This window comes from Bradyrhizobium sp. BWC-3-1, assembly GCF_032917965.1.
In the GTDB taxonomy this organism is placed as follows: Bacteria; Pseudomonadota; Alphaproteobacteria; order Rhizobiales; family Xanthobacteraceae; genus Bradyrhizobium; species Bradyrhizobium canariense_D.
On sequence record NZ_CP136625.1, the window covers coordinates 8,157,796 to 8,184,338 of the forward strand.

The 26,543-nt window shown below is 64.1% G+C and carries 25 protein-coding genes and 2 pseudogenes; 20 read left to right on the forward strand and 7 right to left on the reverse strand.

Features of this window, described 5'->3' with window-relative positions; all coding sequences use genetic code 11:
- Positions 1-96 precede the first annotated feature (96 nt).
- From RX329_RS39080 to RX329_RS39100, 5 genes and pseudogenes are all read left to right on the forward strand, one after another.
- Positions 97-1,323, forward strand: coding sequence for an ABC transporter substrate-binding protein (locus RX329_RS39080; RefSeq protein WP_085361636.1), 1,227 nt, complete (start codon positions 97-99; stop codon positions 1,321-1,323).
- 239 nt (positions 1,324-1,562) lie between these two features.
- Entirely contained in the window at positions 1,563-2,792 is a 1,230-nt protein-coding gene (locus RX329_RS39085) for an ABC transporter substrate-binding protein (protein ID WP_085351708.1), read from the forward strand.
- A 193-nt stretch (positions 2,793-2,985) separates the two neighbouring features.
- Positions 2,986-4,269 carry a glycerate kinase gene (locus RX329_RS39090; RefSeq protein ID WP_085351707.1) on the forward strand — a complete coding sequence of 428 codons (1,284 nt, stop codon included), beginning with the start codon at positions 2,986-2,988 and terminating at the stop codon, positions 4,267-4,269.
- Between the two features lie 187 nt (positions 4,270-4,456).
- Positions 4,457-5,401, forward strand: a pseudogene (locus RX329_RS39095) (PAS-domain containing protein); the annotation flags it as partial.
- Between the two features lie 25 nt (positions 5,402-5,426).
- A pseudogene (locus RX329_RS39100) lies at positions 5,427-6,269 on the forward strand (putative bifunctional diguanylate cyclase/phosphodiesterase); the annotation flags it as partial.
- 198 nt (positions 6,270-6,467) lie between these two features.
- On the opposite strand, the gene RX329_RS39105 reads toward RX329_RS39100, so the two are convergent.
- Entirely contained in the window at positions 6,468-6,989 is a 522-nt protein-coding gene (locus tag RX329_RS39105) for a MarR family winged helix-turn-helix transcriptional regulator (protein WP_085351833.1), read from the reverse strand.
- A 176-nt stretch (positions 6,990-7,165) separates the two neighbouring features.
- Between RX329_RS39105 and RX329_RS39110 the strand changes: the two genes are divergently transcribed.
- From RX329_RS39110 to RX329_RS39120, 3 genes are read left to right on the forward strand one after another with little or no spacing between them, the layout of a single operon-like run.
- Positions 7,166-8,206, forward strand: a complete 1,041-nt coding sequence (locus RX329_RS39110) for a branched-chain amino acid ABC transporter permease (protein WP_085385074.1) — start codon at positions 7,166-7,168, stop codon at positions 8,204-8,206.
- A gap of 7 nt (positions 8,207-8,213) precedes the next feature.
- Entirely contained in the window at positions 8,214-9,983 is a 1,770-nt protein-coding gene (locus RX329_RS39115) for an ABC transporter permease subunit (protein WP_085361637.1), read from the forward strand.
- The gene (locus tag RX329_RS39120; RefSeq protein WP_018458475.1) at positions 9,980-10,711 is read left to right on the forward strand and encodes an ABC transporter ATP-binding protein; all 732 of its coding nucleotides are present in this window, start codon (positions 9,980-9,982) and stop codon (positions 10,709-10,711) included. Before RX329_RS39115 ends, RX329_RS39120 begins: the two co-directional genes overlap by 4 nt.
- Positions 10,712-10,892: 181 nt before the next feature.
- Here the strand turns inward: RX329_RS39120 and RX329_RS39125 are convergent, their stop codons facing one another.
- Positions 10,893-11,516: a pyridoxamine 5'-phosphate oxidase family protein gene (locus RX329_RS39125; RefSeq protein ID WP_085361639.1), complete on the reverse strand. Its 624-nt coding sequence runs from the start codon at positions 11,514-11,516 to the stop codon at positions 10,893-10,895.
- Between the two features lie 120 nt (positions 11,517-11,636).
- On the opposite strand from RX329_RS39125, the gene RX329_RS39130 reads away from it, so the two are divergent.
- Positions 11,637-12,521 (forward strand): LysR family transcriptional regulator, encoded by an 885-nt coding sequence (locus RX329_RS39130; protein WP_085361640.1) that lies wholly within the window; start codon positions 11,637-11,639, stop codon positions 12,519-12,521.
- Between the two features lie 5 nt (positions 12,522-12,526).
- Here RX329_RS39130 and RX329_RS39135 read toward each other — a convergent pair whose 3' ends face one another.
- Both RX329_RS39135 and pobA read right to left on the reverse strand, forming a co-directional pair.
- Positions 12,527-12,946, reverse strand: coding sequence for a PaaI family thioesterase (locus tag RX329_RS39135; RefSeq protein ID WP_018458472.1), 420 nt, complete (start codon positions 12,944-12,946; stop codon positions 12,527-12,529).
- 234 nt (positions 12,947-13,180) lie between these two features.
- On the reverse strand, positions 13,181-14,350 hold the full coding sequence (gene pobA / locus RX329_RS39140) for a 4-hydroxybenzoate 3-monooxygenase (RefSeq protein ID WP_026233588.1): 1,170 nt from the start codon (positions 14,348-14,350) through the stop codon (positions 13,181-13,183).
- A gap of 214 nt (positions 14,351-14,564) precedes the next feature.
- Here pobA and RX329_RS39145 point away from each other — a divergent pair, with 214 nt between their 5' ends.
- From RX329_RS39145 to RX329_RS39185, 9 genes are all read left to right on the forward strand, one after another.
- Positions 14,565-15,581 carry a TRAP transporter substrate-binding protein gene (locus RX329_RS39145; protein ID WP_085361641.1) on the forward strand — a complete coding sequence of 339 codons (1,017 nt, stop codon included), beginning with the start codon at positions 14,565-14,567 and terminating at the stop codon, positions 15,579-15,581.
- A gap of 219 nt (positions 15,582-15,800) precedes the next feature.
- The gene (locus RX329_RS39150) at positions 15,801-16,310 is read left to right on the forward strand and encodes a TRAP transporter small permease (protein ID WP_085361642.1); all 510 of its coding nucleotides are present in this window, start codon (positions 15,801-15,803) and stop codon (positions 16,308-16,310) included.
- Positions 16,311-16,312: 2 nt separating this feature from the next.
- Positions 16,313-17,632 (forward strand): TRAP transporter large permease, encoded by a 1,320-nt coding sequence (locus RX329_RS39155; RefSeq protein ID WP_018458468.1) that lies wholly within the window; start codon positions 16,313-16,315, stop codon positions 17,630-17,632.
- A gap of 12 nt (positions 17,633-17,644) precedes the next feature.
- A complete protein-coding gene (locus tag RX329_RS39160) occupies positions 17,645-18,106 on the forward strand; it encodes a DUF3237 domain-containing protein (RefSeq protein WP_085361643.1) in 462 nt (153 codons plus the stop codon).
- Positions 18,107-18,360: 254 nt separating this feature from the next.
- Positions 18,361-19,170: a crotonase/enoyl-CoA hydratase family protein gene (locus RX329_RS39165; RefSeq protein ID WP_085361644.1), complete on the forward strand. Its 810-nt coding sequence runs from the start codon at positions 18,361-18,363 to the stop codon at positions 19,168-19,170.
- Positions 19,167-21,050 carry a feruloyl-CoA synthase gene (locus RX329_RS39170; RefSeq protein WP_085361645.1) on the forward strand — a complete coding sequence of 628 codons (1,884 nt, stop codon included), beginning with the start codon at positions 19,167-19,169 and terminating at the stop codon, positions 21,048-21,050. The genes RX329_RS39165 and RX329_RS39170 overlap by 4 nt, the downstream gene beginning before the upstream one ends.
- A gap of 25 nt (positions 21,051-21,075) precedes the next feature.
- Positions 21,076-21,837, forward strand: a complete 762-nt coding sequence (locus RX329_RS39175) for an SDR family NAD(P)-dependent oxidoreductase (protein ID WP_085351697.1) — start codon at positions 21,076-21,078, stop codon at positions 21,835-21,837.
- 10 nt (positions 21,838-21,847) lie between these two features.
- Positions 21,848-22,279: an acyl-CoA thioesterase gene (locus tag RX329_RS39180; RefSeq protein ID WP_085351696.1), complete on the forward strand. Its 432-nt coding sequence runs from the start codon at positions 21,848-21,850 to the stop codon at positions 22,277-22,279.
- A 78-nt stretch (positions 22,280-22,357) separates the two neighbouring features.
- Complete coding sequence (locus RX329_RS39185; RefSeq protein WP_085361646.1) at positions 22,358-23,509, forward strand: ABC transporter substrate-binding protein; 1,152 nt, start codon at positions 22,358-22,360, stop codon at positions 23,507-23,509.
- Positions 23,510-23,686: 177 nt separating this feature from the next.
- Here RX329_RS39185 and RX329_RS39190 read toward each other — a convergent pair whose 3' ends face one another.
- Both RX329_RS39190 and RX329_RS39195 read right to left on the reverse strand, forming a co-directional pair.
- Positions 23,687-24,415, reverse strand: coding sequence for a glutathione S-transferase family protein (locus RX329_RS39190; protein WP_085351694.1), 729 nt, complete (start codon positions 24,413-24,415; stop codon positions 23,687-23,689).
- A gap of 38 nt (positions 24,416-24,453) precedes the next feature.
- Complete coding sequence (locus RX329_RS39195; protein ID WP_085351693.1) at positions 24,454-24,759, reverse strand: hypothetical protein; 306 nt, start codon at positions 24,757-24,759, stop codon at positions 24,454-24,456.
- A 112-nt stretch (positions 24,760-24,871) separates the two neighbouring features.
- On the opposite strand from RX329_RS39195, the gene RX329_RS39200 reads away from it, so the two are divergent.
- Both RX329_RS39200 and RX329_RS39205 read left to right on the forward strand, forming a co-directional pair.
- The gene (locus RX329_RS39200; protein ID WP_007599649.1) at positions 24,872-25,570 is read left to right on the forward strand and encodes a helix-turn-helix transcriptional regulator; all 699 of its coding nucleotides are present in this window, start codon (positions 24,872-24,874) and stop codon (positions 25,568-25,570) included.
- A 2-nt stretch (positions 25,571-25,572) separates the two neighbouring features.
- The gene (locus RX329_RS39205) at positions 25,573-25,902 is read left to right on the forward strand and encodes a YkgJ family cysteine cluster protein (RefSeq protein WP_018458459.1); all 330 of its coding nucleotides are present in this window, start codon (positions 25,573-25,575) and stop codon (positions 25,900-25,902) included.
- Between the two features lie 73 nt (positions 25,903-25,975).
- On the opposite strand, the gene RX329_RS39210 is transcribed toward RX329_RS39205, so the two are convergent.
- Positions 25,976-26,374, reverse strand: coding sequence for a hypothetical protein (locus RX329_RS39210; RefSeq protein WP_018458458.1), 399 nt, complete (start codon positions 26,372-26,374; stop codon positions 25,976-25,978).
- Positions 26,375-26,543 lie beyond the last annotated feature (169 nt).

Consider the following 26,543-nt stretch of genomic DNA (forward strand, 5'->3'; position numbering starts at 1 on the left):
ATCGAGAAGCCCCCGCGAACGATCGCGGGGGCTTTTTGTTGACGTCCCGCATCAATCTTGTTCAATGCGGCGGCGATCCGTTCCGGGTGGAGAAAGATGACTGCCGTTCGATTTCAGGTTGCGGGCGTTCTGGCCGCATTCGCGTTGTGCACTGCGATGAGCGGCCCGGTCTTGGCGCAGAAGAAATACGACAGCGGCGCTTCCGATACCGAGATCAAGATCGGCAACATCATGCCCTATAGCGGCCCGGCCTCCGCCTATGCGGCGATCGGCAAGGCCGAGGAAGCCTATTTCAACAAGATCAATGCCGAGGGCGGCATCGGCGGCCGCAAGATCAAATTCATCTCCTACGACGACGGCTATTCGCCGCCGAAGACGGTGGAGCAGGCCCGCAAGCTGGTCGAGAGCGACGGGGTGCTGCTGATCTTCGGCTCGCTCGGCACCTCCACCAACGGTGCCATCCGCAAATACATGAACGAGAAGAAGGTGCCGCAATTGTTCGTGGCGAGCGGCGCCTCGAAGTGGAACGATCCGAAGCAATATGCCTGGACCATGGGCTGGCAGCCGAGCTACGCCAGCGAGGCGCGCATCTACGCCAAGTACATCATGAAGGAGAAGCCGGACGGCAAGATCGGCGTGCTCTATCAGAACGACGATTTCGGCAAGGACTACCTGAAAGGGCTGAAAGAAGGCCTTGGACCCAAGGCCTCGATGATCGTGCTGGAAGATGGTTACGACACGTCGGAGCCGGCAATCGACGAGAACGTTGTGAAATTGAAGGCCTCGGGCGCCGACATCTTCGTCAGCATCACCACACCGAAATTTGCAGCGCAGGCGATCAAGAAGGCGGCCGAGATCAGCTGGCATCCGGTCCACATCATCTCCAACGTCTCGGCCTCGGTCGGCGGCGTACTCGAGCCGGCGGGGCTCGAGATCTCGCAAGGGATCCTGTCGGCGAGCTACACCAAGGACGCCTCCGACCCGCAATGGAATGCCGATGACGGCATGAAGAAATTCTACAACTTCCTCGCCAAATACGATCCCAAGGCCAACAAGCTCGATGCCGGCGTGGTGTTCGGCTATGCCGCCGCGCAGACCATGGTGAAGGTGCTGCAAATGTGCGGCGACGACCTCACCCGCGACAACGTCATGAAGCAGGCCGCCTCCTTGAAGGATTTCCAGCCCGACACGCTGTTGCCAGGCATCAAGATCAACACCGCAGCCGACGATTTCGCCCCGATCGAGCAGCTCCAGATGATGCGCTTCAAGGGCAAGAAGTGGGAGCTGTTCGGGGACGTGATCTCGAGCGAGCTCGACCACTGAAGTCGCGCAACTCAAACTCGCTCCTGATCGGTTCATCAACTCAAGCGGATGTCTCTTCTCGCAGTCGCACACGAGCGCGCGGCCGCCCCTGACTACTAAAGAAGCAGCCTCCGCGACCCCGCCGCAGGGGCTTTCTGTTGTAGGCATCAGGTAAATCGTATTGAATTGCGGCTGCGTCACCAAAAACAGGCAACACAAGAAAAGGGACGCACACACACCAAGAAAATAGGGAGATAGGAATGCCCGCTGTCACCGGCAAACTTGCGGCCGCGTCACTGGCGCTCGCGCTCATTGCGGCCTCGGCCTCCACTGCATCGGCCCAGAAGAAATACGACACCGGCGCGACCGATACCGAGATCAAGGTCGGCAACATCATGCCTTACAGCGGACCGGCCTCCGCCTACGGCATCATCGGACGGACCGAAGCCGCCTATTTCAAGAAGATCAACGACGAAGGCGGCATCAACGGTCGCAAGATCAACTTCATCAGCTACGACGACGCCTACTCGCCGCCGAAAACGGTGGAGCAGGCGCGCAAGCTGGTCGAGAGCGACGAGGTGCTGTTCATCTTCAACTCGCTCGGCACGCCGCCGAACTCGGCGATCCACAAATACATGAACTCGAAGAAGGTGCCGCAGCTCTTCGTCGCCACCGGCGCCACCAAGTGGAACGATCCGCAGAACTTCCCCTGGACCATGGGGTGGCAGCCCAACTACCAGAGCGAGACGCAGATCTACGCGAAGTGGCTGCTGAAGAACAAGCCCGACGCCAAGATCGCCGTGCTGTTCCAGAACGATGATTACGGCAAGGATTATCTCAAGGGCCTGAAGGACGGCCTCGGCGCCAAAGCCGCGTCGATGATCGTCGTGGAGGAGAGCTACGAGACCTCCGAACCGACCATCGACAACCACATCGTCAAGCTGAAGTCGACCGGCGCCGACGTCTTCATGAACATCACGACGCCGAAATTCGCAGCCCAGGCGATCAAGAAGAACGCCGAGATCGGCTGGAAGCCGCTGCACTTCCTCAACAACGTCTCTGCCTCCGTCGGCAGCGTGATGAAGCCTGCCGGCTTCGAGAACGGCCAGGACATCATCTCGGCCGATTATCTGAAGGACGTATCGGATCCGCAGTGGGCCAATGATGCCGGCATGAAGGACTTTCTCGCCTTCATGACCAAATACTTCCCCGAGGGCGACAAGCTCGATAAGGGCACGATCGTCGGCTATGCCGTGGCCCAGACCCTGGTTCAGGTCTTGAAGCAGTGCGGTGACGATCTCACGCGCGACAACGTCATGAAGCAAGCGGCGAATCTGAAGGACTTCCGCACCGAGGCCCTGCTGCCGGGCGTGAAGATCAACACCTCGCCGACCGATTTCGCGCCGATCAGCCAGCTTCAACTCGAGAAGTTCAAAGGCGAGAAGTTTGAGCTGTTCGGAGACGTGATCAGCGCCGACGTCGGCGGTTAGCCCCATCAAGGACGCGACGACGGAAACCCCCTGCGAACCATCGCAGGGGGTTTTTGCTTGCGCGGCGATTATGATCACGCGATTGCACAATCGAATGATGGCAAAGCCGGCTTACGCTTTGGCGCATGATGCGGTAGGCAGGAGAGCGGCGCGTTCGCCGCCAGTCTTTCCTGTCCGCTCAAGGCCCTTCGTCATGACCGACCGACGCCCCCTGCTCCGCGCGCTCTACGACGCCGCCGTTGCCGCCGCTCATCCGAGCACAATTCTGGCGCCGCACCTGCGGCCCGCGCCAAAGGGACGCGTGATCTGTCTCGCCGCCGGCAAGGGCGCGGCCGCGATGGCCGCCGCCGCCGAGCGGCATTATCTCGACACGCTCGGGCTCGCACCAGAACGCCTCGTCGGCATCGCCACCACGCGTCACGGCTACGGCGTGCCGACGCGCCGCATCCGCGTGGTCGAGGCCGGTCATCCCGTGCCCGACGAAGCCGGCCTGAAGGGCGCGGCCGACACGCTGGCGCTCGCGGCCGAGGCCGGGCCGGACGATCTGCTCTTGGTGCTGCTCACCGGCGGCGGCTCGGCGAACTGGATCGCGCCCGTCAACGGCATCAGCTTCGGGCAGAAGCAGGCGGTCAACAAGGCGCTGCTCCGCTCCGGCGCGCCGATCGGCGAGATGAATGTCGTGCGCAAGCATCTGTCGCGGATCAAGGGCGGGCGGCTGGCGCGCGCCGGCAAAAATGCCGCCGAGATCGTGACGCTTGCGATTTCCGACGTGCCGCATGACGATCCCTCCGCGATCGCCTCAGGTCCGACCGTGCCCGATCCGACCACGCTCAATGATGCGCGCGCCATTGTCGCCAGGTACAAGCTCGACATCGACGATGCCGTCCGCCGCGCGCTGGACGACCCCGCCAACGAGAGCTGCAAGCCCGGTGATGCCGCCTTCGCGCGCGCGCATTTCGAATTGATCGCACGTCCGAAGCAATCGCTCGACGCTGCGGTCAAACTCGCGCATGAGGCCGGTTACGAGACGATCGATCTCGGCGCCGACCTCGAAGGGGAGGCCCGCGACGTTGCCGCCGATCACGCCAGGCTGGCGCTTCAGGCCCGCGCGCAGGGCAAGCGGGTCGCGATCCTCTCCGGCGGCGAGCTCACGGTCACCGTGCGCGGCAATGGCCGCGGCGGGCCGAACCAGGAATATGCGCTGGCGCTCGCCGGCCTCTTGAAGGACACGCCTGACATCTCCGCGCTCGCCGGCGACACCGACGGCGCCGATGGCGGTGCCGGCAATCCCACTGATCCCGCCGGCGCGCTGATCGACGCGGCGACGTTCGCGAAGATGGCGGCGCAGCGGCTGGAGCCGCAGGCCTATCTCGACAACAACGACGCGACCACGTTCTTCGAGGCGACGGGCGACCTGTTGCTGCCGGGGCCCACGCTGACCAATGTGAACGACATCAGGGTAATCCTGGTCGACTGACACGGCGGCATCGCCATCCCGCCGGCGCCCCGCGCGGTTCGGCGGACGACATGGTTAACGATCTCTGAATTCTCGTCGGTGTCCTCTTTTCCAGGGGGCGGGCATCGCCGCCCTTAACCTCGCGTTCGCCGCAGTTTCAGGAACATGTCCCGAAATTGGGCGAATTGTCGGGCTGATCTACCGCGAGATGTACGCGCTCTCGCCCGACCAGGTGCACCCGGGCACGCCGATCAAGGACCTGATCGAGCATCGGCTCAAACTGGGCCTGAGCATCGGCGGAGAAGCCGGCGCCTATGTCCGTGCCCGCACCGAGGGTTCGGTCGTCAGTGAGCAGACGGTCCAGCAATTCGCCGACGGACGAATCATCGCCTACACCATTCATCCCCTGCCCGACGGCGGCGGCATGGCGACGCACGAGGACATTACAGAGCGCGAAGAGCTCAGTCGGCGGTTGCAGGAGCGCAACTTCCAGTTCGACATCGCGATCAACAACATGTCGCACGGACTCTGCTTCTTCAGCGCCGACCATCGGCTGGTGGTCTGCAACACGCACTTTATCGAGATGTACGGCCTGCCGCCCGACCGCGTTCGTCCGGGCACGCCGCTCCAGGAGATCCTCGACCTACGCTACGAGGTCGGCAGCGTGCCGGCGATGACGCGGGAGGAATACGCCAAATGGCGGACCGATGTCGCCATGTCAGCCGAGGCCATGGACAGCATCGTCGAGATGCAGAACGGGCGAACCTTCAAGATCAGGCACCGACCGATGCCCGATCTCAGGTGGGTCGCGACCCACGAAGACATCACCGAGCAGCGCAAAGCGGAATTGCAGATCGCGCATATGGCGCACCACGACGCGCTGACGGACCTCGCCAATCGCGCCCTGCTCGGCCAGCGCCTCAAGCAGGCGCTCGAACAGGGCGGGATGTTCGCGATCCACCACGTCGATCTCGACAAGTTCAAGGCCGTCAACGACACCCTGGGCCACCAGGCCGGCGACATCCTGCTGCAGGATGTCAGCCGCCGCCTCAAGCAGCTCGCGCGCGACAGCGATACGGTCGCGCGCATGGGTGGCGATGAATTCGTGATCCTCCAGACGCCGATTTCCGATTCGAGCGAGGCGGACCTGCTGGCGCGCGACGTTGTCAGGACGCTGAGTGCTCCGTTCGGGCTCGACGGACACCAGACCCATTGCGGGCGCGAGCATCGGGATCGCGATTGCGCCTGGCGACGGCTCGACGCCCGAGCAACTCCTGCACAATGCCGATCTGGCCCTGTATCGCGCGAAAAGCGACGGCCGCGGCATGCACTGCTTCTTCGAACCGGCCATGGGCGAAGAGGCGCAAAGCCGTCGCGCGCTGGAGCAGGACCTGCGCAACGGCCTTGCCGCCGGCCAGTTCGAACTGCACTACCAGCCGGTCGTGAAGACCGACGGCGGCGAGATCAGCGGCTTCGAAGCCTTGATCCGCTGGCGACATCCCCGGCGCGGACTGGTCGCGCCCAACAGCTTTATCCCGCTTGCGGAAGAGATCGGCCTGATCGTGCCGATCGGCGAATGGGTGATCCGGCAGGCCTGTGCCACTGCAAGCCGATGGCCGGACCATCTGCACGTCGCCGTCAACATCTCGGCGGTGCAATTCCGCCAGCCGGGCCTGACGGAGGTGATCGTCGGCGCGCTGGCGGCCTCCGGCCTCGATCCGCGGCGGCTGGAGATCGAGATCACGGAAAGCGTGTTTCTGCAGGACAGGAACGGAACGCTGACGACGCTGCACCAGCTCCGGGCGCTGGGCATCAAGGTCGCCATGGACGATTTCGGCACCGGCTATTCGTCACTGACCTATCTGCAATGCTTCCCCTTCGACAAGATCAAGATCGACCGGTCTTTCGTCAGCGGCGTGGAAAACAATGCGGCATCCCTCAGCATCGTGCGGGCGGTGGCGGCACTGGCGCGCGGGATGGGCATGACGACGACGGCGGAGGGGGTGGAGAGCGAGGAGCAACGGGACCGGATCGCAGCGGAGGGCTGCACGGAAATGCAGGGCTATTTGTTCAGCCCTCCGTTGCCCGCCGAGGAAATCGAGCGCCATTTCCTGTCCGCGAAAACACCTGCCATGCCCGACCGGTTCGCTCTGCGGCATAACCGCCGCCAGCCCGCCCGCGCTTCCGGGTTTGATGCCCGGTCGCCGGGCAATCAACCGTCAAAACTCGTTGGCGATCTTCGAGAGCATCCCGAGCAGGGCTTCGCGGTTGGACGGCCCGAGCAGCTCGTTCAGCCGGGCCTCGTGCTTGGTGGCGACGAGCTTCTTGGCGCGGGCCAGCACGGCCTTGCCCTTGTCGGTCAGCACCAAGATGTGCGAGCGGCGGTCGTTGGTGGAGCGGATCCGCGCGCAAAGGTCGCGGCTCTCGAGATTGTCGAGCATCGCCACGAAATTCGGGCGCAGGATGCCGAGGGTGGAGGCGATCTCGGTCTGGTTACGGCCGGGGTTTTTCTCGACCAGCAGCAGCACGGAGAACTGCGCCGGCGTGAGCTGGAGCGAGGCCATGCAGCGCAGGAAGTTCTCGAACACCTTGAGCTGTGCCCGCTTCAGGACATAGCCGAGCTGCTCCGAGAGCTCGCCGAGCTGGAGGGCTTCGCCGGGCCCGTCGGCCGCGTCCTTGCGGCCCTTGGCTGTGTCGGCGGGTTTTTCAGAAGACTTTTCAGCGGTTTTGGAAACGGTCATCGCCTCATGCTCGCAATCCCGTTAAGTTCGGGAGGATCGTTCGCCACCCTTGATGTTATATTTGATAATTGTTATGGACCATATCAAATATCGTCAGCGCTGTTCAATGGCTGTGAGCGGACCGTCCACCACAATCAGGGGACCGGTCCTGAATCTTTGAGGGGGAGCGTCCGGTCTTGAATACCACCATCATGCTGTTCCTGCTGCAGGACGGCATCACCAATGGCGCGATTTATGCGCTGCTCGGCCTGGCGCTGGTGCTGGTGTTCGCCGTCACCCGCGTCATCCTCATTCCACAAGGCGAATTCGTCACCTATGGCGCGCTGACCTATGCCTCGCTGGCCGCGGGCCAGATGCCGGGCACGGCCAAACTCGCGCTCGCCCTAGGCCTCGGCGCCTTCGCGTTCGACCTGTTCGCCGCGCGCAAGGCGCTGCACGGACGCCTGGTGCTGCGCAGCGTCCTCACCAATATCGTGCTGCCGGCCATCGTGCTGGCGCTGACCGTCTACTACGCCGCTCAGAAGCCGCCGGTTGCGGTCTGCATCGCGCTGTCGCTGGTGATCGTGGCGATGATCGGCCTGTTTCTCTACCGCATCGCATTCCAGCCGCTGGCGCACACCTCCGTGCTGGTGCTATTGATCGCCTCGGTGGGCGTTCACCTCGCGCTTCAGGGTTTGGGCCTTTTGTTCTTCGGCGCCGAAGGCCAGCGCGGACCTGCCGTGCTGTCCGGCTCCTTCACCAGCGGTGCGCTGCGCTTCACCGGCCAGAGCATCACGGTCTATGGCATTACCATCGCCTTCATCGTCGGGCTGTGGCTGTTCTTTGGGTTGACACTTTACGGCAAGGCGCTGCGCGCGACCGCTGTGAACCGGCTCGGTGCCCGGCTCGTCGGCATCCGCACCACGCTATCCGGGCAGATCGCCTTCCTGCTGGCGTCCGTCATCGGCGCACTGTCGGGCATCATGATCGTGCCGATCACGACGCTGTATTACGACTCGGGCTTCCTGATCGGCCTGAAGGGCTTTGTCGCCGCGATCATCGGCGGGCTTGTCAGCTACCCCCTCACCGCCGTCGCGGCGCTGGTCGTCGGCATCGTCGAGGCGTTCTCGTCCTTCTATGCCTCCAACTACAAGGAGGTGATCGTTTTCATGCTCTTGATTCCCGTGCTGCTGCTGCGCTCGCTCGCGGCGCCTGCGGTCGAGGAAGAGAAGGACTGACGCCAAGATGCAGAGCCGGCTCCCCATCCTCATCTTCGCGCTGATCATGGCGGCGATCCCGTTTGTTCCGGGCATGCCCCCATTCTGGATCGTGCTGCTCGACAATATCGGCCTCGCGGCCCTGGTCGCGATGGGCCTCGTGCTGCTGACCGGCGTCGGCGGCCTGACCTCGTTTGGACAAGCGGCCTTCGTCGGCTTCGGCGCCTACACCACCGCGGTGCTGTCGACAACCTACGGCATGTCGCCCTGGCTGACGCTACCACTGTCGCTGGTGGTCAGCGGATTGCTGGCGGTGCTGCTCGGCCTCGTCACGGTCCGTCTCTCCGGCCATTATCTGCCGCTCGGCACGCTCGCCTGGGGACTCGGCTTGTTCTATCTCTTCAGCAAGCTGGAATTTTTGGGAAGAAACGACGGCATCTCGGCGATCCCGCCGCTGTCGATCGGCTCGTTCAAAATGCTCTCGCCCGGCTCGATCTACTACGCGATCTGGGTTGCCGTGATCCTCTCGGCGTTGCTCACGATGAACCTGCTGGACTCCCGCACCGGCCGCGCCATCCGCGCGCTCCGGCGCGGCCATGTCGCGGCCGAGGCGTTCGGCGTGCACACCCCGCGGGCGAAAATGCTGGTGTTCATCCATGCCGCCGTGCTCGCCGGCCTCTCCGGCTGGCTCTACGCCCATCTTCAGCGCGCGGTGAACCCGACGCCGTTCGGCGCGCAGGCGGGCATCGAGTATCTCTTCATCGCCGTGGTCGGCGGCGCCGGCTATGTCTGGGGCGGCGTCCTGGGCGCGGCGCTGGTCGTGGTCCTGAAGGAAGTGCTGCAGAGCTATCTGCCGTTGATCCTGCCCGGCTCGGGCCAGGTCGAGACCATCGTGTTCGGCATCATGCTGGTGGCGCTGCTCCAGCTCGCACCCGGCGGCGTCTGGCCCTGGCTGATGTCGTTCCTGCCCCAGCGTACCAGTGGCAAGAAGCCAGACACTTCGCTGAAACTGGAGCAGCGCACCCGCTCGCCCGGCCAATCCAGCGTCCTGCTCCAGGTCGAGAAGGCCCGGAAACAATTTGGCGGCGTGGTCGCGGTGAACAACGTCTCCTTCGACGTCCAGGCTCGCGAGATCGTCGCGCTGATCGGCCCCAACGGCGCCGGCAAGAGCACCACCTTCAACCTGATCACCGGCGTGCTGTCGGCCAGCTCGGGCTCGATCTCCGTGCTCGGCAACAAGGTCGACAGGGCGCCGCCGCAGGAGATCGTCAAGCTCGGCATCTCCCGCACCTTCCAGCACGTCAAGCTGGTGCCTGATATGACCGTGCTGGAAAACGTCGCGATCGGTGCCCATCTGCGCGGCCATTCGGGGCCGATCTCCTCGATGCTGCGGCTCGACCGCACTGATGAGGCAAAGCTGCTCGCCGAAGCCGCCCGCCAGATCGAGCGGGTCGGACTTGGCGAGCAGATGCATCAGCTCGCAGGCTCGCTCTCACTGGGACAGCAACGGATCGTCGAGATCGCCCGTGCGTTGTGCGTCGATCCGATGCTGCTGCTGCTCGACGAGCCGGCCGCCGGCCTGCGCCACATGGAGAAGGAGCGGCTCGCGACGCTGCTGCGCGAGCTGCGCGACGGCGGCATGAGCGTCCTGCTGGTCGAGCACGACATGGGCTTCGTCATGAACCTCGCCGACCGCATCGTGGTGCTCGATTTCGGCACCAAGATCGCGGAAGGAACGCCGGCCACGATCAAGACCAATCCCGAAGTGATCAAGGCCTATCTCGGAGTGGCGGCATGAGCGCGCTGTTGTCCGTCGCCAACGCCCATGTCGCCTATGGCAAGGTCGAGGCCGTGCGCTCGGTCTCGCTCGAAGTCGGCCAGAACCAGATCGTCACCATCGTCGGCGCCAACGGCGCCGGCAAGACCACGCTGCTCTCCGCCATCATCGGCATTTTGCCGCTGAAAGGGCGTGTTTCATTCGCAGGTCAGGACCTGTCGCGGCTCGACATCGAGGACCGCGTCGCCATGGGGCTTGGCCTCGTTCCCGAGCACCGCGAATTGTTCGTGACCATGAATGTCGAGGACAATCTCGAGTTAGGGGCCTTCCGCATCGAGAGAAGCAAGGCGAAAGCCTCGATGGAGCGGGTCTACACGCTGTTTCCGCGGCTCAAGGAGCGGCGCAAGCAGCTCGCCGGCACGCTCTCCGGCGGCGAGCAGCAGATGCTCGCAATGGGCCGCGCACTGATGGGCGAGCCCAAGCTCCTGATGCTGGACGAGCCGAGCCTCGGCCTCGCCCCGATCATCGTCGCCGACATTTTCCGCATCGTCACCGAACTGCGCGCCGCCGGCGTCTCCGTGCTGCTGGTCGAGCAGAACGCGCAGGCGGCATTGAAGATCGCGGATCAGGCCTATGTCATGGAGCTCGGCGAGTTCGTGCTCAGCGGCAAGGCCAGCGACATCGCGGCGAACGAGCGCGTGGCGGCGAGCTATCTCGGCTTCCAGCACGAAGGCGCGAGTGTGTTGTAGTTTCGAGACGCTTCCTCAAACTCATCTGTCATCGTCCGCCTAGTGCGCAATTGCGCACAGGGGCGGACGATCCAGTATTCCAAAGACCGCTGTGCTTGAACCGAGGCGCCGCGGCGTACTGGATGCCCCGCCTTCGCGGGGCATGACATCGGAGGATTCAGGGAGAGACGAAGATCGTGGCCTAGCTTGCCCCCTTCTCCCCCTTCAGCGCCGCCACCTCCGCCTCCAGCTCCGCGATTTTCGCATCCCTTGCCGCCAGCGCCGCTGCCACATCGCCAGCGTCGAACTTCTGCGGGATGTGCTGCGGGCAGTTCGTGTCCCACGCTTCGATCTTGAACAGGATCACCTGCTCGGGCCGAGCCCGATAGCCTTTCGGCATCAGCGATGTCGTCAGCGCCTCGTCGTCCTCGACCACCCGCGCTTCGCCCCAGATCTTCACCCGGCGGCGATGGGCGTAGTCCATCACGAAGATGTAGGCCTTGGGATTTTCGGACAGGTTTCCCTGCGTGATGTATTGCCGATTGCCGGCGTAGTCCGTGAAAGCCAGCGTCTGCTTGTCCAGCACCTTCAAGAAGCCCTTCGGGCCGCCACGATGCTGGATGTAGGGCTGGCCGTCGGCCGAGGCCGTGGCGAGATAAAAGCTGTTGGCGTCGGCCAGGAACGCCGCGAGGTTCTCATCGACCTCGGTGCGCCAGCCGCGCTGCTCGGCATGCGCATAGCCTTCGCGTGATCCCTTTCGGGTCTGGATCGACTTCACCGCCGGCGTGAACGCCACGTCGCTGGCGTAGGTGTGAGTTGCCGTCATCGGACGATCTCCTGAAATCCCGGCGCATCCCCGCGTCTTCGCCATCCAAAATGGACTTTTCGCCGGCTAAAACAATCGGCCCGCTTGACACTTCATCATTGCGGTATATGCAATAATGCCATGGATCGCCTCGAAGCCATGCATGTTTTCGTCACCGTCGCCGACCTGCGCGGCTTCGCGCCGGCGGCACGAAAACTGCGGCTGTCCCCCTCCGCGGTGACGCGGCTGATCGCGGCGCTGGAGGAGCATCTTGGCGCGCGGCTGTTGCAGCGGACCACCCGTCAAGTGACCCTGACCGACGTCGGCACGCGCTATCTCGAGCGCGCGCGTCGCATCCTCGCCGATGTCGAGGAGGCCGACGGCTCGGCACGGGAGGAGCGCAACCGACCGAGCGGGCGGCTGGTGGTGTCGGCGCCGGTCGGCTTCGGCCGGCTGCATGTCGGGCCTGTCATGATCGCCTACCGCAAGCGCTATCCCGAGGTCGCCTGCGAATTGCGGCTGTCGGACAATCTGGTCAATCTCGTGGAAGATGCCGTCGACGTCGCGGTGCGGATCGGCCATCTCGCCGACTCCTCTCTCGTCGCGCGCCAGGTCGGCGAGATGCGGCGGATCGTGGTGGCGACACCTGGCTATCTCAAGCGCCATGGCGAGCCGAAGACGCCGGAGGCATTGCTCGGGCACCAGACCATCGCCTTCGGTCCATCCGCGAACTGGCGCTTCGTGCAGGACGGCCGCGACATCGAGGTGGCGCCGAATCCACGCTTCGCCAGCAACAGCGCCGACGCCGCCCTGCAATATGCCGAGGCGGGCGGCGGCGTGACCCGGGTGCTGGCCTATCAGGCTGCCGAGGGCCTGCGGCGCGGGCGGCTCAGAATCGTGTTGGCGAAATACGAGCAGCCGGCGTTGCCGATCCACATCGTCTACCCGACCTCGCGCCTGCTCTCCGCCAAGGTGCGCGCCTTCGTCGATCTCGTGGTGGAGACCGCGGAGTGGAAATTCGGGTGACGCCCTCACCCCTTCTTCGGCACGACGCGAAAGGTGCCGCTGGCGCGGGCGATCACGGCGCCGTCGGCCTTCGCGAGGCACTGCGCGAAACAGATCGTGCTGCCGGTCTTGATCGCCTCACCCTCGACCGCGAGCCATTGGCCGATCTCGCCGGCGCCGACATAGTCGACCGACAGCGAGATCGTGACCAACGAGGTCGTCCAGCCCGTCGCCTGCGCGCAGCTGTAGCCCATGGCGGCATCGGCCAGCGCCGCGATCAGGCCGCCATGGATCAGCCCGCGCGCGTTGGTGTGCGGTTTCGCCAGCCGCAATCCCACGGTGACGCCGTTGTCGGTCTTCCTGGAGTAAAGCGGCTCCCAGGGATCGGTGAGCGGGGCTTTGCGAAAGTGCGGCTCGAAGCCGGCGGGAATGTCGGTGCTGGTCATGTCCGTCTCGCGTTGGTGGCTCCCGCCATTGAACGCGGCAGACGGGACAGATGCACCACCTACAAAGTTTTAAACGGAATTTGCGCGGGTGTTTGAAAGGAGTGGCGCCGTCGCCCCGCTATCCCTGTCATCACCCGCGAAAGCGGGTGATCCAGTATTCCAGAGACGGTGACGTGATACGGAGAGGCCGCGGCGTACTGGATGCCCCGCTTTCGCGGGGCATGACGGCGCGCCCTAAAACGGCAGCCCCACGTAATTCTCCGACAGCGAGGTCATCGCGGCCTGCGACTGCGTGACATAGTCGAGCTCGGCGAGCTGGATGCGCGCGCCGATGGTGCCGGTGTCGGGGAATTTGTGCAGCATCGAGGTCATCCACCAGGAGAAGCGCACGGCCTTCCAGACCCGCGCCAGCGCCTTCGCCGAATAGGCATCAATGCCGGCGCTGGATTTTTCGTCGTAGAACTCGCGAAACGCACTCGACAGATAATGCGCGTCGCTCGCGGCCAGGTTCAGCCCCTTGGCGCCGGTCGGCGGCACGATATGGGCGGCGTCGCCGCACAGGAACATCCTGCCGAAGCGCATCGGCTCGGCGACGAAGCTGCGCAGCGGCGCAATGCTCTTCTCGATCGAGGGGCCCGTGACCAGGCTGTCGGCGGCGTCCTGGTCGAGCCGGCGCTTGAGCTCATCCCAGAAACGGTCGTCCGGCCATTGGTCGACGTGGTCGTCGAGCGCGCACTGCACATAGTAACGGCTGCGCCTGGTCGAACGCATGGTGCAGAGCGCAAAGCCACGGGCGTGGTTGGAATAGATCAGCTCGTGGCTGACCGGCGGCGTCTCGGAGAGGATGCCCAGCCAGCCGAACGGATAGATGCGCTCGAACTCCTCGATGGCCGAAGCCGGAACGCTGGCGCGGCTGACGCCGTGAAACCCGTCGCAACCGGCGATGAAATCGCAATCGATGGTGTGGGTGACGCCATCTTTCACGTAGGTTACGCGCGGGTGACCGCCGTCGAAATCCTGCGGCTGCACGTCCTTGGCCTCGTAGACCGAGGTGAGGCCGGCGGCCGTGCGCGCATTCATCAGATCGAGCGTGACCTCGGTCTGGCCGTAGATCATGACCGTCTTGCCGGTCGCAGCCTTCATGTCGATGCGGTGGCGGCGCCCGGAGAAGGTGAGTTCGATCCCTTCATGCACCAGCCCTTCGGCATGCGCCCGTGCGCCGGCGCCGATCTGGTCGAGCAGCGCAACTGTTCCCTCCTCCAGCAGTCCGGCACGGATGCGGCCGAGCACATAGTCCGGGCTCTGCCGCTCCAGAATGACATTGTCGATGCCATAATGATGCAGCAGTTGCCCAAGCAACAATCCTGCCGGCCCCGCCCCGATGATTGCGACTTTTGTCCGCAATACTTGCTCCTCCCGATCCTGTAGCCTTTCGGCGTGGCTCGCTTGTCGCGGCCGTCCGCGCACGATAATTATATCATATAACGGTTGGGCAAAAGGGAGTGCGCGGCGGCACGTCGCGCCAGTTCCGGCTTGAACGCGCCGGCCAACTAGATAACATGTTAATTAACGAGACCGGGCCATCGAAGCCCGCCGTCAAAAGAGGGAGAGACGCGTGATGAGGAAAGCCTGTCTGGCGTTGCTGCTGGCAGCAAGCGTGAGCCCTGCGTTCGCGCAGGACAAGACCTTCGATTTGAAGATCTCGCACTGGGTGCCGGCCTCGCATCCACTACAGAAATCGCTGGAGGACTGGGCTGCTGCGGTCGAGAAGGATTCCGGCGGCACCATCAAGGGCAAGGTGTTTCCGGCCCAGCAGATGGGCAAGGCGTTCGACCATTACGACATGGCGCGCGACGGCATCGCCGACGTCACCTATGTCAATCCCGGCTACCAGCCCGGCCGTTTCCCGATCATCGGCGCTGGCGAATTGCCATTCCTGATCTCGGATGCCAAGGGCGGCTCGATGGGGCTCGACGCCTGGTATCGCAAATACGCCGAGAAGGAGATGAAGGACGTCAAATACTGCCTCGCCTTCGTCCACTCGCCCTCCTCCTTCCACTCCCGCACCAAGAAGATCGTGATGCCGGAGGACGTGAAGGGCCTGAAGATCCGCCCCGCCCACGCCACCATGGCGAATTTCGTTACCTCGCTCGGCGGCACCAATGTGCAATCCTCCGCGCCCGAAGTGCGCGACATCATCGAGCGCGGCGTCGCCGATGGCGTCACCTTCCCCTGGGGCTCGCTGGTGCTGTTCGGCATCGACAAGGTGACCAAATACGACATGGAGGCGCCGCTCTACACCACGACCTTCGTGTTCGTCATGAACAAGGACAAGTACAATGCGATGTCCGACAAGCAGAAGGCCGCAATCGACAAGAATTGCACGGTCGAGATGGCGGGCGTGGTCGGCGAGCACTGGGGCAAGTTCGAGGATGCCGGCATCGACAAGGTCAAGGCGGAAACCGGTCACGAGGTCTACAAGCTGACGCCCGAGCAGACCGCCGCCTGGAAGAAGGCCGCCGAGCCGCTGGTGAAGACCTGGTCCGACGGCGCGAAGAAGACCGGCGCGGATCCGGACGCGGCGCTTAGCGAGCTGAAGGCATCGCTGAAGAAGTACAACGCGCTGGCGGAGTGAAGCTGCGACGCGATCGGCCTCTCCTCCCCTCTCTCCGTCTTTACGGGGAGAGGGGTGGGGTGAGGGGCCGCTTCCGCAAGAAGAGTGAGAGATGGACTCGTGGAGAGTCCCCTCACCCGACCGCATCTACGATGCGATGCGGCCTCTCTCCGCACGCGGGGAGAGGCGAGGAGCAGCAGCCGAGTCGAGAACGAGAATGACATCACCTAGGACACTCCCATGAAGCGCGCCTGGATGGATCGCGTGATCGATTCGATCGAGTGGATCGCAGCCGGCTTCGTCGGCATCGTCGCGCTCGACATCTTCCTGTCGGTGTTGCTGCGCAACACGCTGAACTATTCGATCCCCGATAGTTTCGACATCGGCCGCATGCTGCTCGGCATCCTCATCTTCTGGGGCATCGCCGCGACCTCCTATCGCGGCACCCACATCACCGTCGACCTCGTCTGGGGCAATGTCGGGCCGCGCTACCAGCGCTGGATCGACGTGTTCGCGACCCTGGTGCTGCTGTTCGTCGTGACGGTGCAGACCTGGACGCTGTTCGACAAGGTGCGCGGCACCTACAACGACAACGTCCAGACCTTCGACATGCACATGCCGACCTGGCCGTTCTTCGCGATCGCCTGGATCGGCGACGTCTCGGCCGTGCTGCTGATCGCGATCCGCACCTACCGGTTGATCTTCCATCCCGAAGAGATGCACGACCCCAAGCTGAAGGCGACGGAGTAATCATGAGCACCGATGCCGTCGCCGTAATCGGCTTCGTTTCCCTGTTCGCCCTGATGCTGCTGCGCGTGCCGGTCGGCATGGCCATGGGCCTCGTCGGCGTCTCCGGCTTTTCCTATCTCGTTGGCGCCACGCCGGCGCTGAAGCTGGTCGGCCAGACCTCGATGCGCACGGTGACCGACTACACCTTCGGCGTCATTCCGATGTTTTTGCTGATGGGCTCCTTCGTCAGCAATTCCGGCATGAGCCGCGAACTGTTCCGCGCCGCCAACGGCTTTGTCGGCCATTTGCGCGGCGGACTCGGCATCGCCACCGTCGGCGCCTGCGGCGGCTTTGCCGCGATCTGCGGCTCCTCGGTCGCGACCGCCGCGACCTTCTCCGCGGTCGCTTACCCCGAGATGCGCCGCTTCGGCTATCCGCAGTCGTTTGCCACCGGCGTGATCGCGGCCGGCGGCACGCTGGGTGCGATGCTGCCGCCCTCCACCGTGCTCGCCGTCTACGGCATCATCACCGAGCAGGACATCGGCAAGCTGTTCATCGCCGGCATCATCCCGGGCATCCTGGCGATGACCATGTACATGATCACGATCTTCCTGATCGGTTATTTCCGGCCCGACTTCCTGCCCAAGGGCAAGGAGCTGCCGTGGCGCGAGCGCTTCGCCGGCCTGAAGGACATCTGGGCGCCGGTGCTGCTGTTCGTGTTCGTGATCGGCGGCCTTTACGGCCTGCCCTATTTGCCGCGCTTCACGCCGACGGAAGCGGGCGGCGTCGGCGCCGCCGGCGCCTTCATCATCGGCGTGGCGACCGGCCGGCTCGACCGCGAGAAGATTCTGGCCTCACTGCTCCAGGCGACGCGCACGGCCGCCGCCGTGTTCACCGTGCTGATCGGCGCATTGATCTTCGGCTATTTCCTCACGGTGACGCAGACCCCGCAAAAGGTGACGGAATTCCTCACCGGCCTCGGTCTCGGCCCCTACGGCGTGCTGGCGCTGATCATGGTGATGTATCTCGTGCTCGGCTGCCTGATGGACGCCATGGCGATGATCATCCTCACCGTGCCGATCATCTTCCCCGTGATCATGCATCTCGGTTTCGACCCGATCTGGTTCGGCGTCATCATCGTCATGACGGTCGAGCTCGGCCTGATCCATCCGCCGGTGGGCATGAACGTCTTTGTCATCAAGAGCGTGGTGAAGGACGTTTCCTTCTCCACCATCTTCAAGGGCGTGATTCCGTTCGTGGCGACAGACCTGGTGCGCCTGGTGATCCTGATCGCCTTCCCGCTGCTGGCGACGTGGTTGCCGACGCGGATGATGGCGCATTGAGGAGGTGAAGCGATGACCACGCCGTCGCTGGAAACCAGATACGTCTTTACCGTCACCGCACGCATCGGCGACGTCGTCACCGCCGGCGAGACCGGTATCGGCATTCGCCGCATCATCCCGATCGTCGGCGGCGAGGTGACGGGTGCGATCACCGGCAAGGTGCTGCCGTTCGGCGCGGACTTCCAGACCATCCGCCCGAATGAGCTGATTGATCTCGAAGCGAAGTACGCGTTCCAAACCGATGACGGCGCCACCGTCTATGTCGAGAACAAGGGCATGCGCTTCGGCCCGGTCGAGCTGTTGCAAAAGCTCAAGCGCGGCGAGCCGGTGGATCCCAAACTGATCTATTTCCGCACCGTGCCGAAGTTCGAGACCGGGCATGAGAAATACCGCTGGCTGATGCAGCACATTTTTGTCGGTTCAGCAGCCCGGCATGCGGACCGCGTCGTGATCGACGTGCATCAGGTGATGTGAAGGCTTCAGTGCCCTTCGCCGTCGTCCCGGCGAAGGCTGGGACCCATACCGCGTGATCTGTCGATCGCGAATAGTCGGAGTACCGAACGACTTGGCCAAACTTCTCCCTGTGGTTATGGCTCCCGGCCTCCGCCGGGACGACACCGCATTTGGAGGGCGCCTTTTGCCCGCCTGACTGACCCAAGAGGCGCCTAGCCCCTTGTTGACTCCTCCTGAATTCGTTATACAACATAACTATTCTGACAAGGACGCAAATGACACAGGGAAACGCCGAGACCGCTGACGCGGGCGCCTCCGGGCTTTTGAAGATCGAGCGGGCGGACCGGGTTTTGACCGTCGGCCTCAATCGGCCGGCCAAGCGCAATGCGCTCAACGACGGCATCATCCTGGAGATCGGCGAGTGTTTTGCGGCCCTGCCCGAGGATATCGGCGCCGTCGTCATCCACGGCATCGGCGACCATTTTTCCAGCGGTCTCGACCTCTCCGAACTGACCGACCATGATGCCAGTGGCGGCCTTCTCCATTCCCAGATGTGGCACCGGGTGTTCGACCGCATCCAGTACAGCCGCGTGCCTGTGATCGCCGCGCTCAGGGGCGCCGTGATCGGAGGCGGGCTGGAGCTCGCCTGCGCGGCGCATATCCGTGTCGCCGAACCCTCGACCTATTTCGCGCTGCCGGAGGGGCAGCGCGGCATCTTCGTCGGTGGCGGCGGTTCGGTGCGCCTGCCGCGCCTGATCGGCGTCGCCAGGATGATGGACATGATGCTGACCGGCCGCGTCTATTCCGCGACCGAAGGCACCTCCTACGGCTTTGCGCAATATGTCACGGAAGCCGGCAACGGGCTCGGCAAGGCGATGGAGCTTGCGACCAAGGTCGCCTCCAACGCGCCGCTGACCAACTTCGCCGTGCTCCAGGCGCTGCCGATGATCGCGGAGGCCAATCCGCAGACCGGCCTGTTGATGGAATCGCTGATGGCGACGGTGGCGCAGAGCGACAAAGAGGCAAAACGCAGGATCCGCGAGTTCCTCGAACACAAGACCGCAAAGGTGAAGCCGAAATCATGAGCGCGCAGCCGTCCTCTTCCAGCATGGAGCGCGGCGCGAGCACTTCCCCGCTGCGGCCCATTTCGTTCGGCGATCCCGTCGTCAATATCGAGCGGCGCGACGACGGCACGATTTATCTGCGGCCCAAACAGCCGCTCGGCGATTATCCGGCCCGCATCACCGACCGCCTGCATCACTGGGCGAGCGCGACGCCCGATCGCGTCTTCATGGCCGAGCGCGAAGGTGGCCGCGGCTGGCGCAAGATCAGCTACGCCGAGCTGCTCGCCGCGAGCCGGCACATCGCCTCAGGGCTCATTGCGCGCGGGCTGTCGGCGGAGCGGCCGCTCGTCATCCTCTCCGGCAATTCGATCGACCACGCATTGCTCGCGTTCGGCGCGTTCTATGCCGGCATTCCGTTCTGCCCGGTGTCGCCGGCCTATTCGCTGGTATCGAAGGATTACGGCAAGCTCTCCTACCTGATGAAGCTGCTGACGCCCGGCCTTGTCTTCGCCGAGGACGCCGACAAGTTCGCCGACGCGCTCGCGGCCAACGTCTCGCTCGGCACCGAGATCGCCGCGTCCTACGGCCACGTGCCGGGCCGCGACGTCACCTTGCTCGCCGACCTCATTGCAACCCCGATCCGCGGCGATCTGGACGAGGTCCACGGCAAGATCGGCCCCGACACCATCGCGAAATTCCTGCTGACCTCGGGCTCGACCGGCAACCCCAAGGCGGTCATCAACACCCAGCGCATGATCTGCGCCAACCAGGTGATGCTGCGCGAGACACTCGCCTTCCTCAGGGACGAGCCGCCCGTCATCATCGACTGGCTGCCCTGGAATCACACTTTTGGCGGCAACCACAATATCGGGCTGACGCTCTACAATGGCGGCTCGATGTATCTCGATGCCGGCAAGCCGGTGCCTGGAGGCATCGAGGAAACCGTGCGCAATCTCCAGGAGATTTCGCCGACGGTCTATTTCAACGTCCCCAAGGGCTACGAGTCGCTGCTGCCTTATCTGCGCGACGACCAGGGCCTCCGCGCAAAATTCTTCGACCGGCTGCACGCGATGTTCTTCTCGGGCGCGGCGCTGTCGCCGTTCGTCTGGAACAGCCTCGACGAGCTGGCGGTGAAGGAAAAAGGCTACCGCGTACCGATGCTGACCGGCCTCGGTGCAACCGAGACCGCGCCGTTCTTCATGTCGGTCAACCCGCGCACCAGCCGCTCCGGCCATGTCGGGCTTCCCGTATCCGGCAATGACGCCAAGCTGGTGCCGAACAACGGCAAGATGGAAGTTCGTTGCAAGGGGCCGAACGTGATGCCCGGCTACTGGCGCCAGCCCGACATCACCGCAAATTCGTTCGACGAAGAAGGCTTCTACAAGCTCGGCGATGCCCTTAAGCCCGTCGATCCCGATGATCTCAATGCTGGCTTCGATTTCGACGGCCGCATCGGTGAGGATTTCAAGCTCGGCAGCGGCACTTGGGTCAGCGTCGGCCCATTGCGCGCGCGCTTCGTCGCGGCCTGCGCGCCGCTGGTGCGCGACGTCGTCATCGCCGGCATCAACCGAGACGAGATCTCCGCGCTCGTCGTGCTCGATCTCGACGGCTGCCGGCTGATCAACCCGACGCTGCCGACCGACGATCTCGTCGTCGCGACCCGCGACCGGCTGGTGCGCGAGGCATTTCGCGAACGGCTGACCCGCTTTCTCAGCGCGGCCACGGGATCTTCGACGCGGATCACGCGCGCGATCCTCATGGACACGCCGCTCTCGATCGACAAGGGCGAAGTCACCGACAAGGGCTCGATCAACCAGCGCGCGGTGCTCGAGCATCGCAGCCTGCTGATCGAGGAGCTCTACGCTGCCAATCCATCGGACCGTGTGATATCGGTCGGCTAAGAAAACATCGCACCAGGAGAACGCCATGTTGTTGAAGGATCAGGCAGTCATCGTCACCGGCGGCGCATCGGGACTGGGCGCGGCGACCGCGCGTAAGCTGGCGGCGCAGGGCGCCAGGGTCGCGGTGTGCGACCTCAATGCCAAGCTCGCGGAAACCGTGGCCGCGGAGATCAAGGGCGTCGCGGTGACCTGCGATGTTTCCGATGCGGCTTCCGCTGAGGCTGCGATCGCTCAGGCAACCAAGGCCCATGGACCCGCGCGCGTGCTGGTCAATTGCGCCGGCATCGGCGTTGCCAAGCGCGTCGTCGGCCGTGACGGCCCGATGGCGCTCGCGGATTTCGACAAGGTGATCAAGGTCAACCTGATCGGCACCTTCAACATGCTTCGCCTTGCCGCGAACGAGATGTCCAAGCTCGAGCCGCAGGCAACCGGCGAGCGCGGCGTCATCATCAACACGGCGTCCGTTGCCGCTTATGACGGCCAGATCGGGCAATCGGCCTATTCGGCCTCAAAAGGCGGCATCGTCGGCATGACGCTGCCGATCGCGCGCGAGCTGGCGCAGTTCGGCGTCCGCGTGCTGACGATCGCGCCCGGCCTGTTCCTCACACCGCTGCTCGCCAACCTGCCGCAGGAAGCCCAGGACTCACTCGCCGCCGCAATCCCGTTCCCGCGCCGGCTCGGCCACGCCGAGGAGTTCGCGGCACTGGCGCTGCACATGGTCGAGAATTCGTACCTGAACGGCGAAGTGGTGCGCCTCGACGGCTCGCTACGCATGGCGCCGAAATAGGGCGCAGCATATGTTCGTGAACCGGCGCGACGTCCAGATCCAGTGGGGTGACTGCGACCCCGCCAACATCGTCTATTACCCGCGCTATTTCGCGATGTTCGACGATTCGACGTCGACCCTGTTCGAAGTCGCCGGCTTCTCCAAGCAGGACCTGGTCCGCAAATACGGCTTGGTCGGCATTCCCATGGTCGACACGCGCGCCAAGTTCTACATCCCCTCGACTTACGGCGACTGGATCACCATCGAAACGAAGGTCGAGAGCATCAAGCGCTCGAGCTTCGAGGTGAAGCACAGCGTCTACAAGGGCGAGGCGCTGGCGATCGAGGGTTTTGAGACCCGTGTCCTGGTCGGCCGCGACCCCGTTAACCCCGACAAACTGAAATCGGCACCGTTTCCTGCGGAAATGGTAGCCAAATTCACCGGGAGCGAGGCCCGGAGCTAAATCGCCACATCACCAAAAGAGGGGGCTGAATTACCCCCCGATTTCTGCTTTCAAAGAAACACATAAAGGGAGGAATAGATGAAACGCTTTTACCTGACCGCCGCCGTCACCGCGGCCGCGCTTGCGCTGCCAGCCGCGCCCGCGCTGGCCCAGACCGCCGAGGTCACCATCGGCATCACCACCACCACCACCGGCCCGGGCGCAGCGCTGGGCATTCCCGAGCGCAATGCGCTGGAGTTCGTGCCGAAGGAGATCGGCGGCATGCCGCTGAAGGTGATCGTGCTCGACGACGGCGGCGATCCGACCACCGCGACCACCAACGCCCGCCGCTTCGTGACCGAATCCAAGGCCGACATCATCATGGGCTCGGCGCTGACGCCGCCGACCATCGCGGTGTCCAACGTCGCCAACGAAGCCGGCATTCCGCATTTCGGCCTGGCGCCGTTCCCGATTACGCCGGAGCGCATGAAGTGGTCGGTGGCGATGCCGCAGCCGATCCCGATCGTGGGCAAGGTGCTGTACGACCACATGAAGTCCAAGGGCGTGAAGACCGTCGGTTATATCGGCTATTCCGACTCCTATGGCGACCTCTGGTTCAACGATTTGAAGGCGCAGGCCGTGCCGATGGGCATAACCATCGCCGACGAGGAGCGCTTCGCTCGCCCCGACACGTCGGTGACCGGACAGGTGCTGAAGCTCGTGGCGGCGAATCCCGATGCCATTCTGGTCGGCGCTTCCGGGACCGCGGCCGCGCTGCCGCAGACCGAGCTGCGCGAGCGTGGCTATCAGGGCCTGATCTACCAGACCCATGGTGCCGCCAGTATGGACTTCATCCGCATCGCCGGCAAAGCTGCGGAAGGCGTGCTGATGGCCTCTGGTCCCGTCATGGATCCCGAGGACCAGCCGGACGAAGCCGCCACCAAGAAGCCGGGCCTCGCGCTCAACTCGGCCTATGAAGCCAAGTACGGCCCGAACAGCCGCAGCCAGTTCGCCGGTCACTCTTACGACGCCTTCGAGATTCTCAAGCGCATCATCCCGGCGGCACTCAAGACGGCGAAGCCAGGCACGCCGGAATTCCGCGAGGCGATTCGCCAGGCGCTGCTGTCGGAGAAGGAGCTTGCGGCGAGCCAAGGCGTCTACAATTTCACCGAAAAGGATCGCTACGGCCTCGACGAGCGCTCGCGCATCCTGCTCACGGTGAAGAACGGCAAGTACACGCTGGTGAAATAGACGCAACGGCAGGATTGAGACGACGAGAGCCGGCCCGATGGGCCGGCTCTTTTTGTTTGCAGCGAGCGTAATGCCGGATCGCGTTTGAACAACAGCACCGCTCTCTGAGTTCCCTCCTCCCTTGTGGGGGAGGGGACACACCTTTCTCGGGGCGCTAGATGAGTCTCATTCCAGGCCTCAAGCCGCCTGCCGCAGCGGGGTCCAGGCGAACTCCGGATAGTAACTGTCCATCATCCGGTCGACATAAGCGGTGAGGTTCGGAAATCCTTCGGCGCGACGGCGCAGTGCGGATTCGAAGAACGGCGTCAGGATCCCGGCGAGTGCACCGAAGGCGGTGGCATCGACGCCGCAGGGCTTGTTGCCCATCAGATAGGACTTGTCGCCGAGTTGCACCGAGAGCGCAAACAGCGAGCGCACGGCGAGATCGACGTCGTCATCGGGCGCGTGGCGGCCGAGTCCGGAGAGCAGGTAGTTCTCGGCGACACGGAATTGCGCATCCTCGCGCAACTTCTCGCGATTGTGCTCCGGCGCGCCGTCGAAGAAATGCGCAGGCCCCTTGGCGAAGTTGACCGGATCGACCCAGCGCGCCCCGACCAGCGCAAAATAAACGTGATGCTCGATCATGCGCTCGAATGCCCAGGCCTGCGCGCGCTCGACGAGCGACAGACCGGCGTCGAAATCGAAGCCGTAGCGGCGCTCGATATGGGCGCGGATGAAAGTGGAATCGGCGACCGCCTCGCCGCTATCGTCGATGAAGGGCAGCTGCCCCTTGGGTGATGCGGGTGGCATCGCCCGCTCCTTCCGGTAGGGCAATCCCGCCATCTTAAGCTGCACCTCCGTCTTGGTGACGAAGGGGCTGATTTCCGGCAGGCCGAAGCCGGCGCCAAAGCCGTAAAGCGTGATCATGAAGGCTCTCCTGAAACGACCGAAAGAGTTGAGGGAACTTAACCGCGGGCTGCTGCCACCATGGTGGCAGCAGCCGTGATATCTTCTGCGAAACGGGCCCCCCGCCAGGCGCGGGCCATGACATGACGGACCAGCGCGTCCGCGGCCTGGACCAGGAAGCGAGCCACCATGGTCGCGAGCGCAAGGCGGAGGTCGAGGACCATGAGATCAAGGGATACGAGGCGGCCGAACGCCCATGCGTACCAAGCTCGGGCTTGCAAAGTCGGGACTCGCAAAGGCTGGACCTGTAAAGGCGGGGTCCGCCACAGCGCAGCGGCCGGGCCGAAATGAGTTGGAATGATCATGGACAAATCCTCTTCAGTCGACGTGTTGTCCCGGTATAGAACTCCCCTGCTGCCAACATCCTGTCAGCAGCCGCGCGCCGCCTTCTGAAAAACCACTGACAAGAGATCCGTCATGAGACGCGCCGACCGGCTGTTTCAAATCATCCAGGTGCTGAGGCGCACGCGTAAGCCGCTGACGGCGGACGCCATCGCGGCCGAGCTCGAGACCTCGAAGCGCACGATCTATCGCGACATCGCCACGCTGATCGGCCAGCGCGTGCCGATCCGTGGTGAAGCCGGCATGGGCTATATCCTGGAAAAGGGTTTTGACCTGCCGCCTTTGATGCTGACACCCGACGAAATCGAGGCGGCGGTGCTGGGCGCGCAATGGGTCGCCGGCCATGCCGATCCCGCGCTGGCGCGTGCGGCTGAAGATCTGATGGCCAAGATCGCCGACACTGTCCCTGAGCGCCTGCGTCCGTTCGTGCTGGAGCCGGCAAGCCGGGCCCGACCGAGCTGGAACAGGGAGCCGGACCGCCTGGACATGGCTCGCACGCGCACCCAGATCCACGAAGGCAAGAAGATCATGCTGCGCTATCGCGACGAGCAGGGCCGCGCCAGCGAGCGCATGATCTGGCCGATTTCGATCGGCTATCTCGAAGCCGTGCGCCTGCTCGCGGCCTGGTGCGAGCTGCGCGGCGACTTCCGCAGCTTCCGCACCGACCGCGTGGTCGACGCGAGCTATCCCGACGAGAGATATCCTGAAAGGCGCGACGTGCTGCGCGCGAAATGGCGCCAGAGCCTGGTCTGGGGCCCGCCAAAGGACACGTGACGATGGATGAGAACGCCCCGATCGACCTGTCGAGCTGTTGCCAGAGTTGCGGCGCCTGCTGCGGCTATTCGGCGAACTGGCCGCGCTTCTCGATCGAGAGCGACGAGGAGCTTGCCGCGATTCCCGAAGCGCTCGTCAACGACCGTCAATCCGGCATGCGCTGCGAAGGCGATCGCTGTTCGGCGTTGCAGGGGAACATTGGAAAAGCGACCGCGTGCGGCATCTATGCAGTGCGGCCGGACGTGTGCCGCACCTGCATGCCGGGCGATGCCGAATGCGCGATGGCGCGACGGAAATTCGGGCTGCCGGTGATAGAGGCCGCCGGCGCATGATCCGGAAAAGTGTGCAGCGGTTTTCCGCCGAGATCATACGCCAATAGAGAGCTAGAGCGCGATCGATCGTGCTTTAGGCCGGGACGGCTTCGCCGATCTCGTCGTCGATCTCGTCGTCCAGCGGCGCGAGCACCGAGAGCGGCTTGGTCGACAGCGTGATCGGCTTGCGGCCACCCGACAGCGACGGCGAGGATTTCGCCGCGCCTTCGCGCGCAAGCGCGTAGAGCGTCGAACCGACACGGCCGCCGTTCTCGATCAGGTCGCGCTCGTTACAGCTGCCAGCGATCGCGACCGCCAGCGAGTGCAGATGGCTGCGCCGATAGCAGAACAGCGCCAGCCTGGCGCGCGCGTCAGGGGAAACACTTTCAACCAGCCTCGGCAGGCCACTCTCGCTGGCGCGGTACATCTCGCCAAGGAGTTCGTCGCGGACCGGGCAGGAATCGCCTTCAAAGGTATCGCGGCTTGAAAACATTGCAGTTCTCCCTCGTCTGGGAAGATGCAGTGCAATTCTCTAATGAAAGGTTAACCACGCTGCCCGGTAGTCACCCGGGGGTCCTTGCGCGTGGGCCGCGAATCAATGGGCTGGGCGGGGATCCAGCCGCGCTATCTGAGCCGATGAGTCAGGCGCGAACGCCTCCACG